The organism is Rhizobium sp. 01N447_2 (assembly GCF_056399245.1).
In genome coordinates this window covers 1-10,389 of sequence record NZ_JBFTQY010000123.1, presented here as the reverse complement: position 1 = coordinate 10,389, position 10,389 = coordinate 1, and the positions used below count along the sequence as shown (strand labels likewise).

Below are 10,389 nucleotides of genomic sequence, written 5' to 3'. Positions count from 1 at the left end.
GCAAAGCCCTATACGGCAAACCACGCCTGGGCTGCCGTCGATCAGCGTCAGATGGATCGGGCAGCCATGGAGCAGACGGGTGATTTCGGCCCGGCCGTGCGTGCAGTGAAAGCCGACATCGTCATCGACATGATCTGCTTCTCGCTGGAAAGTGCCGAGCATCTGGTGACGGCGCTGTCGGGGCATGTCGGTCACTTTCTGCATACCGGCACGATCTGGACGCATGGCCATTCGACGGTCGTACCGACGCTGGAGGAGACGCCGAAATTTCCCTTCGGCGACTATGGGACGCAGAAGGCGGCAATCGAAACCTATCTGCTGCAGCAGGCAAGGCTTCGCGGATTTCCGGCAACCATCATCCATCCCGGACACATTGTCGGTCCCGGCTGGACGCCGCTCAATCCGGCCGGCAATTTCAACCTGCAGGTCTTTTCAACCCTTGCCCGCGGAGAGACCCTGGCGCTGCCCCATTTCGGCCTGGAGACCGTTCATCACGTCCATGCCGATGACGTGGCGGCGATGTTCATGGATGCGATCGCCAACTGGAATGCGTCGACCGGCGAAAGTTTCCACGCGGTTTCGGAGCAGGCATTGACCCTTCGCGGGTATGCCGAATCCATGTCTCGCTGGTTCGGGCACGAGCCGAAGCTCAGCTTCGCCCCATTCGACGCTTGGGCCGAAAGTCAGACGGCTGAGGATGCGAAGGCGACCTGGGAACATATTGCTCGCAGCCCGAATTGTTCGATCGCAAAAGCCGGACGCCTGCTCGGTTACACTCCGAGATACACGTCCCTGCAGGCGGTGCAGGAATCCGTGGGGTGGCTGGTCGGGCAGGGGCGGATCGAGACCTGATCCGCCAGCGCCGCGCGTAGCGGTCGGCTGCTCTTGTTTTACGCAATTCCGGACGGAAAACCGCTTCGCACTTTTCCTGAAATTGCTCTAACGGATCAGGATCGCCCTGAAATCGTTGACATTGGTTCCGGTCGGGCCGGTTTCGAAGAGATCGCTGGTGGCCGCAAAGCCCGAATAGCTGTCATTGCCGTCGAGCAGCCGGCGCGGATCGAGCCCGGCGGCGCGCAGGCGCCTCACCGTGCCGCCATCGGCAAAGGCACCGGCATTATCCTCCGAGCCGTCGATCCCGTCCGTGTCGGCAGCGAGGACATGAATGCCCTCCTGTCCGTCGATCGCAAGCGCCATGGCGAGCGCGAATTCGCCGTTGCGTCCGCCCTTGCCACCCCTGGTTCTCAGCGTCACCGTCGTCTCGCCGCCGGAAAGGATGACGACCGGCTTCGGAAACGGCCTGTTCCGGCCCGACACTTCGCGGGCGATGGCCGCATGCACCAGCGCCACGTCGCGCGATTCTCCCTCGATCGCATCGGAAAGGATCGCCGGCTCGATCCCCTGCGACTTCGCCAGGGCGGCAGCCGCCTCCAGCGAAACGCCGGCGGAGGCGATGATGTGATGCGCGTGCCGCAAAAACACCGGATCGTCCGGCCGCGGTGCATCGGCTTTCGGCGAGTTCAGATGGTCGAGTGCGGCCTGCGGCAGCTGCAATCCGTATTGTCTGATGATCTCGAGCGCATCCTGCCGTGTCGAACCATCAGGTACCGTCGGCCCGGAGGCGACATGGGCCGGGTTGTCGCCGGGAATGTCGGAGACGATCAGGCTGACGACCCTTGCTTTGGTCGCTGCCGCAAGTCTGCCGCCCTTGATGGTGGAGAGATGCTTGCGCACGACATTCATCGCCGAAATCGGCGCGCCCGAGGCAAGCAGCATTTCGTTGAGCGCAATCTCGTCTTCAAGGGTCAGCCCGTCCGGCGGGGCGGGCAGCAGCGCCGAGCCGCCGCCGCAGATCAGCGCGATCACCAGATCGTCTTCCGTCAACCCGTTCACCGTCTCCGTCAGCCGCTTTGCGGCGGCAAGGCCAGCCGCATCCGGCACCGGATGGGCGGCCTCGAGGATCTCGATGCCGCGTGTCTCGCAGCCATAGCCGTAGCGGGTGACCACCACACCTTCGAGCGGTCCGTCCCAGACGCTTTCGAGCGCCCGCGCCATCTGCGCCGCGCCCTTGCCGGCGCCGATCACCACGGTCCTTCCCTTCGGCCTTTCAGGCAGATGCGCCTTGATGCCGGTCAGCGGATCGGCGGCGCGAACCGCCGCGTCGAAAAGGCCTTTCAGGAAATCGCGGGGAGCGGTTATCGTCATCGGTGGTCTCTGCTGCCTCGGTATTGATGGTGATGTGGGGCGCTTGCTGCACCATAGCCTACTGCATAATGCAGCAATTCAAAGTGTTACAGCGTCCTTTGCGGCTCTCGAAAAGCGGCGCGGTACACCCGCCTCAGTCGGCGAGGGCCGCCAGGATGCGAACCCAGGATCGTATGCCTTTATGGAAGCTGGAGAGATCGTATTTTTCGTTCGGGCTGTGGACGCGGTTGTCGAAGCGGGCGAAGCCGACCAGGAGGGCATCGCATCCGAGCCGGCGTTTGAAGTCGCCGACGATGGGGATCGAGCCTCCCGTGCCGGCAAGGGCAGCTTCGCATTGCCATTCTGTCGAAAGCGCCTGAAGCGTCCTGGTGAGAAACGGACTATCGATCGGCATGACGGTTGCCGGCGAAAGCCCGTAATCCCTGAAGCTGACCGAACAATCCTGAGGGATACGTGCGCGCACGTGCCGCTGGAAGGCATCGCGGATCGCCTGGGGATCCTGTCCTTCCACCAGGCGAAACGAAATCTTGGCGCTTGCCTTCGCCGGAATGACCGTCTTGAAGCCTTCGCCTGTATAACCACCATTCATGCCGTTGATCTCGCAGCTCGGCCGCGCCCAGATCTGTTCGAGGACGGAACGGCCTGCCTCGCCGGCCGGATCTCTGAGGCCAATATCGCCGAGAAAGGCCTCCTCGTCGAAGGGCAGTCTTTTCCACAGCGCCTTGATGGCATCGGGGAGCTCTTTCACGCCATCATAGAAACCCTCGACCGCGACGCCGCCGTCGGCTCGCCGCAGGCTCGAAACGACGTCCGACAACACCTGCAGCGGATTGCGCGCGGCATTGCCGAACATGCCGGAATGCAGGTCTTGATCGGCGCAGGTAACCTCGATTTCCGTGCTGAAGATCCCGCGCAGCATCGTCGTCACGGCAGGCGTTTCGCGATCCCACATATCCGTGTCGCAGACAAAAACCGCATCGGCCTTCAATTCGTCTGCCGTGGCATCCAGAAAGGGTGCGAGGCTCGGACTGCCGGCCTCTTCCTCGCCTTCGAACAGCACGCTCACCTGCACCGGCAGCTTCCCGGTGACGCTCTTCCAGGCGCGGCAGGCTTCGACGAAGGTCATCAACTGTCCCTTGTCGTCGGACGCGCCGCGCGCCACGATCGCCGTATCGCCATTCGGCAAGGCTTCCATGCGCGGCTCGAACGGATCGCTCGTCCACAGCGCCAGCGGATCGACCGGCTGGACATCGTAATGACCGTAAAACAGCAGATGCGGTCCGGATGCCGCCTTTTCATGGGCGACGACCATTGGATGGCCGGTCGTTGTGCGTACCGATGCTTCGAAGCCGATGGCAGCCAGATCCCGGCTCAGCCATTCGGCGGCAGTGCGGCAGTGATCACGATAGGCCGGGTCGGTCGAGACGCTCGGAATGCGGATCAGCTCGAAAAGCCGCGCCAGGCTGCCATCGAGGCTTTTGTCCACATGGGCAAGAACGGCATCGATATCTTGGTCCATGGCACTAGTCATCGTCTCTCCTCAGCGTTTCAATCTTCCGGATCGAGAATGCAGCATTGCTCTGCTACAGGCGTCAATACGGCGGACGCCCCTGTTTCCAGCGGATCGGACAGCGCCCCATTGGCGGTGATCTCGCCTGCCGCGGTCGTGCATTTGTACTGATAGGCCCGGCCGAGATAGGTGCGCGTGCCGAGCACGGCCGCGATGCCATCACCATCACGGCTGACGGCAAGACCGTCTGCGCGGCAGGCCAGCACGAAGTCGTCCTTGATCGGCCCGAATGTTTCCTGCGACAGCTGCATCCGTGCTCCGCCCGTCGTTTCGGCGGTCACAAGCGCGCCGTTGCGCGCGGTCACCTTCATGCCGATCAGGTTCTCGAAGCCGACAAAACGGGCGACGAAGGCGTTGGCCGGCTGGCGATACAGCACCTCAGGCGCGTCGAGCTGCATGATACGCCCCGCATTCATGATTGCCACCCTGTCGGAGATCGAGAACGCCTCCTCCTGGTCGTGGGTGACGTAAAGCGAGGTCGTGCCGTTGGCGCGTTGGAGCTGCCTGATCTCGACGCGCATGTCGATCCTGAGCTTTGCATCCAGGTTGGAAAGCGGCTCGTCGAACATCAGAAGCGGCGGCTCGATGACCAGGGCCCGGGCGAGAGCCACACGCTGTTTCTGGCCGCCTGACAGAGCCGACGGCAGGCGGTCGGCGAAAGCGGCAAGACCGACACGCTCCAGCATGGCCATCGTTTTTTTCGTCCGTTCCGGCAGGGGAATACGACGCTGCCTCAGGCCGAAGGCGACATTGTCCTGCACGCTCAGGTGAGGAAAAAGCGCGTAGTTCTGAAAGACCAGGCCGATGTCGCGCGCATGTGCGGGAAGGCCGGTCAGGTCGCGCTCACCGAGCTTGATGCTACCGCTGCTCGGCTGCAGAAAACCGGCCACGAGGCGCAATGTCGTCGTCTTGCCGCAGCCGCTGGAGCCGAGCAAGGAGACCAGTTCTCCGGCCATGATTGAGATCGACAGGTCCTTGAGCACCTGCGTGCTGCCGTAATGGGCGGAGATGGAATCGATGGTGAGGGATACGGTCAAGAGCGTTCTACTTTGTCAGGAAGGTGAGGCCGAGCGTGGCCTCGACGACGGCCATGACGCCGACTGTCACGAACATCAGCAGTACCGATACCGACGCGATTGTCGGATCGAAGAACTGTTCCATATGCGCGAGGATCTGGATCGGCAGCGTCGAGATGCCCGGCCCGGTCAGGAAGACCGAAACCGACACGTCGTTGATCGAGGTGATGAAGGCGAGGATAAAGGCGGCAATGACCCCGGCGCGGATGTTCGGCAGGACCACGGTCAGGAAGGTTTTCAGCGGCGGGCAACCCAGGCTGATCGCCGCCTCCTCGACGGAAAAATCGAAGGCCGCCAGGCTGGCGCCGACGACACGCACCGAATAGGGCAGGATCAGCAGGGCGTGGCCGACCAGCAGGCTGATGAAGATCGGCAGCCCGAGGCCGATCGTCACCGATTTCATCAGCGAGAATCCGAAGACGATTTCCGGCACCAGGATCGGCAGCACGAAGATGGTGGAAAGCCAGCGCGGCAATTCCACCCGATAGCGGTTGATCGCATAGGCCGCCGGGACGCCGATCAGCAGGGACAGCGCCGTGCCGAGAAAGGCGACCTGCAGGCTGGTGATCGCGGTCGTGCGGAAGGCCTCGATTTCGAAGATATTGACGAACCACCGCAATGTCAGGCCCTGCGGCGGGAAGGTCAGATAGGTCGTGTCGCTGACGGCCGCACCGATGATGATGACGAGCGGTGCGAGCAGGAAGAAGAAAACGCAGGCCGCAAAGGCGGCGAGGATCGGATGAATGCGCCTGTCCATCACACAGCCATCGGATTGAGCCGGCGTGCAATGCGGCTCATGATGAGGACGACGCCGAGCGTCAGCACCACCATGATGGCGGCAATCGTCGATGCACCCACCCAATCGAAGGTCACCATGGCGCGTTGGTAGAGGAAGGTCCCCATCATCATCTGCTTTTCTCCGCCGAGCAGTTGCGGTGTCGCATAGGAGGTGAAGCTGCCGGTGAAGACCAGCACCGCGCCGACGATGAGGCCGGGTGTCGCGAGCGGCAGGATCACCTGAAAGAATGTCATCAGCGGTCTCGCGCCGAGCGAGGCGGAGGCGTCGATCAGATCGCGCGGGATGCCTTCAAGCACCCCGACGAGCGTCAGGATCATCAGGGGAACGAAGAGATAGACCATGGCGACGATCACCGAGCCTTCGGTATAGAGCATCGAAAGCGGCTCCCCGATAATGCCGGTCGAGATCAGCATGGCGTTCAGGATGCCGTTCTTCCCGAGAATGATCAGCCATGCGAAGGATCGGACGACGACACCTGTCAGCAGTGGAAAAACCGCCGCGACGATCATGATACTCTTTGCGCGACCGGGCATCTGCGCGATCACATAGGCGGTGATGAAGCCCACAGTGAGCGAAATCGCCGTCGTGACCAGGGCGACCTCCAGCGTCCGATAAAGAACCGCCCGGCGAAAGCCGCTGCTGAAGAATGTCACATAGGGCGCAAATATGCCCTTCGGCTCTGCAAACGTCGCCGCGATGGTGATGGCGACGGGAACGATGAGAAGCACAACGACGGCAATCGTCGCCGGCATCGTCAATCCCCATCTGGCAAAATGCTTCATCTCAAAACTCGTGGCATGTCCGAATATTCAGAGCGCCGCACCTGGGTCCGGATGTGCGGCGCTTCAATGTCTGGTGGCGGCCGGGATATCGGGTCCACCTACTGACCGAAGACTTCGTTCCAGCGGTCGATCCAGTCGGCCTTGGCGGCGTTCATCTTGGCATAGTCGATGCGGGTGAGGCCTGCCACCATATCCGGGCCATAGGTCCAGATCTTCGCCTGGTCCGGCGTCAGGCTGACCTTTGTCGAGATCGGCGCATCGACGCCTTGTTCGGCTTCAGCCTGCTGGACGTCCTTGGACAGGATGAAGTTGATGAATTGATGGGCGAGTTCGACATTTTCCGAACCCTTCGGGATGTTCACGGTGTTCAGCGTGGCGATATCGCCGTCCGTAAGCTTGGCCCATGTCATCGTCGGAACCGCCGCCTGCATCGATGCCAGGGTAAAGTCCTGGGCCAGCGCAACGCGCACTTCGCCTGTTGATATCAGGTTCACCAGCTCCGAGCCGGTGTTGTAGTTCTTGACGACATTGGGCTTGAGTGCCTCGATTTCCGAGAAGGCCTTGTCGGTGTCTTCATAGGCATCTGCGCCACCATGCTTGCCGGCTTCCAGAACGACCAGCGGGCCGGCCGTAGTGGTGATTCCGGGCAAGGAGACGGAGCTTTTCAGATCGTCGCGCCACAGGTCACCCCAGGCGGTGATCGGCGGGTTGACCTTGGCGGAATCATAGACGATGCCGACGCGACCGATCGTATAGGCTGGGCCGTATTTGCCCTGAGGCGCCTTGCCCAGCTCGTAGCTATCGGCGAGGTTGGGGATCTTCGACGCATCGACCTCCTGGAACAGTCCCTGTTCGATGCCGAGCTGCGAGAAGCTGTCGGTGAGATAGATGACGTCGACGCCCTTGCCATCGCGCAATTTTAGCTTGTTGAGCCGGTCGGCATTGTTGCCGGTCTCGAACACGATCTCGCAGCCACAGATCTTCTTGAAGGGCGTGATGATGTTCGCATTCATCTTCTCGCCGTTATAGCCCCACCAGGAGATGGTCAGCGTCTTCGATTGCGCCTGTGCCGCAGCGGTGCCGCCGACGGCGGCAAGCAACGCGAGAGACAGGATTCGGGCAAAACGTCTGGCCTTCATGAGCAATGTCCTTCTGTGAAAAACGGCGTTGGCAATCGGGATGATACCCCCTGGATTTGAGGGATACTATTTTTTGATCGATCGGGTCGCAAGCTCAATAATTGAGCAAATACGCTCTTGTCCGAGGAATTTTCGAAGACCGGAGCATCGCTTTACACATCGGCGTGTGGTCTTTACGGTCCGGCGGTTCCAGCTTCTCACGGGCATTTCATTCATGGCCACTTCGCGTATTGCTCCTCTTCCCGATGATCTGCTGATCAACGCGTCCGACGAGGTTCTGACGCGCCAGGATCTGGTGCTGACGGCGCTCGGACGCCGGCCCGCCGACAGGTTGTTGCGAGTCGGCAGGTTACTCGATGTCCATTCGAGGACATGGCTCGACGATCAGGAGATCGTCATCAAGGGCCGCCGCATCGCCTATGTCGGCCCCGCCGGCAGTTACGCAGGCGAGGTGCGCGAGCGATTCTCCGAGCCGGCTCTTGCGGCCGTGCCGGGCTTCGGCGAGGCACACAAACATATCGAAAGCTCCCATCTGACGCCAGAATGGGAGGCGGCTTTGGTGATGCCGCATGGGGTGACCTGGACATGCGAGGCAAGCCACGAATTTTCCAACGTCAACGGCGCCCGCAATCTGGAATTCTGGCTGGAAGCGCGCCGGCGCGGATCGCCGATGAAAATCTTTCCCCTGCCTGGCTCTGCCGTCCCGCCGACCGCCTATGAATGGGGTGGCGGCTGGTTCGGCTATGACGAACAGAAGGCCTTCCTTTCCGAAAGCCTGATGGTCGCCGGGCTCGACGAGGTCATGGACTGGCCCTCCATATCCGATCCCGGCAATCCTTCCTACGATCGGCTGTGGGGCGTGATCGGCGCGACCTTCGAGCAGCGCGGCGTGGTCGAAGGCCATGGTGCCGGACTGCGCGACATGGCCTCGATCAATGCCTTTGCCGCAGCGGGTCTCGCCTCCGATCACGAAGGCTGGTTTCTCGATGAGATCTGGCAGAAGCTCCTCCACGGCCTTTTCATCGAGCTCAGGCCGCATTCCCTGCCGGAGGTCATCCGCGGCCTGATCGACAAGGGGCTGACGGACTGGTCGCAGATCGCCCTGGTGACCGACGACCGCAGCGCCTCGGACACGCTGAAAATCGGTGCGACCGACCACAATGTCCGCCTCGCCATTGAAAACGGCCTTGCGCCGGAGATCGCCATCCAGTGCGTCACCCTCAATCCGGCACGCCATATGCGGCTGACACCCTGGGTCGGATCGATCGCGCCGGGCCGTTTCGCCGATTTCGTTCTTCTCAGCGACGTCGCCAACCTGTCGATCGAAAAAGTGTGGGCCGACGGGAGTCCTGTGTCCGAGGGTGCGAAATTCATTGGCGTGCGCCCTGAAATCGACTGGCCGCAATGGGCGACGCGCACCGTGAAAATAGACCGGACGGTGACATCAGACGATTTCCGCATCGAGGCGCCATCGAACCGGGCCACGGTCAACGCTGCACTTTTGCGGCCGTTTCACTGGCACGACGATTTCATCACCATGGAATTGCCGGTGGAAGAGGGCGCCGTGCAGCGGGATCCCGCGCGTAATGTCACCAAATTCGCAATTGTCGACCGGTTTTCCGGGGAGGCGAAGATCTCCAGGATGTTCTGGCTGGGCACCGGACCGCGCACGCCGGAGACGGCGCTCGCCTCCACGCTCGGGCACGACAAGCACAATATCTGGACGGTCGGTTCATCCGACGAGGCGATGGCGATATCAGTCAATGCCCTGAACGAGCAGCAGGGAGGCTGGGTGCTGGTATCCGGCGGCAAGATTCTCGCCCGCGTCCGCTATGAGGTCGGCGGCCTGATGACGGCGCGTTCGGCCGAAGCGCTCGATGCGGAGATGCAGGCCCTTTATGCGGCCGGCGCCGGGATCGACTGGATGTACGAACCGACCTTTTCGCCACGATGGTGGCCGGGCTTTCCCGAACGCCTGTCGTTTGCGACGCTGACTTGCTCGCCCTGGCGCTGGGTCCTGGTTGCGCCGTCGGCGCTGGCGCCGGAGGGGTTCGTCAACGTGCTCACCGGCAAAACCCATCCGATCGTCTGGTGACATCGCGGCCCGCCAAAATTCCACCTGATTGATCTTCTTACTGCAGCAAATAGAAAGCATTAACCATAGTCCCGTAGACAACGAACAGGATCAAAGGAACCTGTGTTCGATGGCTACTGAAATGACCCGCCGGCCTGCCGGCGCCAATGAAGGCAAGATTATTGCTTTTCCCGCTGGAACCGGAACTGCCAATATTGAGCGCTGCGCGCGTGAACTCGGCCGGCGGCACGGCGCAGATGCGATAGAATTCTGGAAGGCCGAATGCCGCAGGCTTGCCGATCAGCTTCTGGCGGCAGGGATGCCGGAGAGCGATATCGGTCAGCGGGTGCTGCAGTTTCAGCAAGATGTCCAGAGCGAACTGGTCTTCAGCCACCAAAACGGACCACTGCCCAAGTCTCAAAACCGATAGCGGCGATCTCGCCGATAGCCGTGCTATGCATGCGATTAGCGCATCAGCCCAGCGGACCGGAGGGCGTCTTCAATGACCTTCTGAATGCCGCCACGGTCGCTGCCCGCACCGAATGGGTCTGCGACGTTTTCCGGTTGCGCAGAGGGTTTCGCGTTGCGCCGCTTTTCAAATGAGGGCACCAGACCCCAGGACCTGGCAATTTCGACGGTCGAGGAAATTCCGACGTCAAGCATGAAGGGGCCGCTTGTCCCGTAGCCGGTGCCGACATCGAGCGGCGTGCCGTGACCCATCCCGGCAATCGCATAGAGCTCGAT

The 10,389-nt window shown here is 61.7% G+C and carries 9 protein-coding genes and 1 pseudogene; 3 read left to right on the top strand and 7 right to left on the bottom strand.

The window, feature by feature from the left end; all coding sequences use genetic code 11:
- Nucleotides 1-852: NAD-dependent epimerase/dehydratase family protein (locus tag AC1ECN_RS37300; protein WP_477955877.1), on the top strand; the 852-nt coding region annotated here is incomplete at its 5' end.
- Between the two features lie 87 nt (nt 853-939).
- Here the strand turns inward: AC1ECN_RS37300 and AC1ECN_RS37295 are convergent.
- The 6 genes from AC1ECN_RS37295 to AC1ECN_RS37270 all read right to left on the bottom strand — a co-directional run bounded on the left by AC1ECN_RS37295 (nt 940) and on the right by AC1ECN_RS37270 (nt 7,571).
- Nucleotides 940-2,205 carry a glycerate kinase type-2 family protein gene (locus tag AC1ECN_RS37295; protein WP_130672454.1) on the bottom strand — a complete coding sequence of 422 codons (1,266 nt, stop codon included), beginning with the start codon at nt 2,203-2,205 and terminating at the stop codon, nt 940-942.
- Nucleotides 2,206-2,338: 133 nt separating this feature from the next.
- Nucleotides 2,339-3,736, bottom strand: a complete 1,398-nt coding sequence (locus tag AC1ECN_RS37290) for a dipeptidase (RefSeq protein ID WP_130672455.1) — start codon at nt 3,734-3,736, stop codon at nt 2,339-2,341.
- A gap of 17 nt (nt 3,737-3,753) precedes the next feature.
- Nucleotides 3,754-4,812 (bottom strand): ABC transporter ATP-binding protein, encoded by a 1,059-nt coding sequence (locus AC1ECN_RS37285; protein WP_130672456.1) that lies wholly within the window; start codon nt 4,810-4,812, stop codon nt 3,754-3,756.
- 7 nt (nt 4,813-4,819) lie between these two features.
- A complete protein-coding gene (locus tag AC1ECN_RS37280; RefSeq protein WP_062944651.1) occupies nt 4,820-5,611 on the bottom strand; it encodes an ABC transporter permease in 792 nt (263 codons plus the stop codon).
- Nucleotides 5,608-6,432: an ABC transporter permease gene (locus AC1ECN_RS37275; RefSeq protein WP_130672457.1), complete on the bottom strand. Its 825-nt coding sequence runs from the start codon at nt 6,430-6,432 to the stop codon at nt 5,608-5,610. The genes AC1ECN_RS37280 and AC1ECN_RS37275 overlap by 4 nt, the downstream gene beginning before the upstream one ends.
- Nucleotides 6,433-6,530: 98 nt before the next feature.
- Nucleotides 6,531-7,571, bottom strand: coding sequence for an ABC transporter substrate-binding protein (locus AC1ECN_RS37270; protein WP_130672458.1), 1,041 nt, complete (start codon nt 7,569-7,571; stop codon nt 6,531-6,533).
- A gap of 73 nt (nt 7,572-7,644) precedes the next feature.
- Between AC1ECN_RS37270 and AC1ECN_RS37265 the strand changes: the two genes are divergently transcribed.
- A complete protein-coding gene (locus AC1ECN_RS37265) occupies nt 7,645-9,666 on the top strand; it encodes an adenine deaminase (protein WP_130672459.1) in 2,022 nt (673 codons plus the stop codon).
- 109 nt (nt 9,667-9,775) lie between these two features.
- Nucleotides 9,776-10,075, top strand: a complete 300-nt coding sequence (locus tag AC1ECN_RS37260) for a DUF6074 family protein (protein WP_130662780.1) — start codon at nt 9,776-9,778, stop codon at nt 10,073-10,075.
- 35 nt (nt 10,076-10,110) lie between these two features.
- Here AC1ECN_RS37260 and AC1ECN_RS37255 read toward each other — a convergent pair.
- Nucleotides 10,111-10,389 (bottom strand): annotated as a pseudogene (locus AC1ECN_RS37255) (extracellular catalytic domain type 1 short-chain-length polyhydroxyalkanoate depolymerase); the annotation flags it as partial.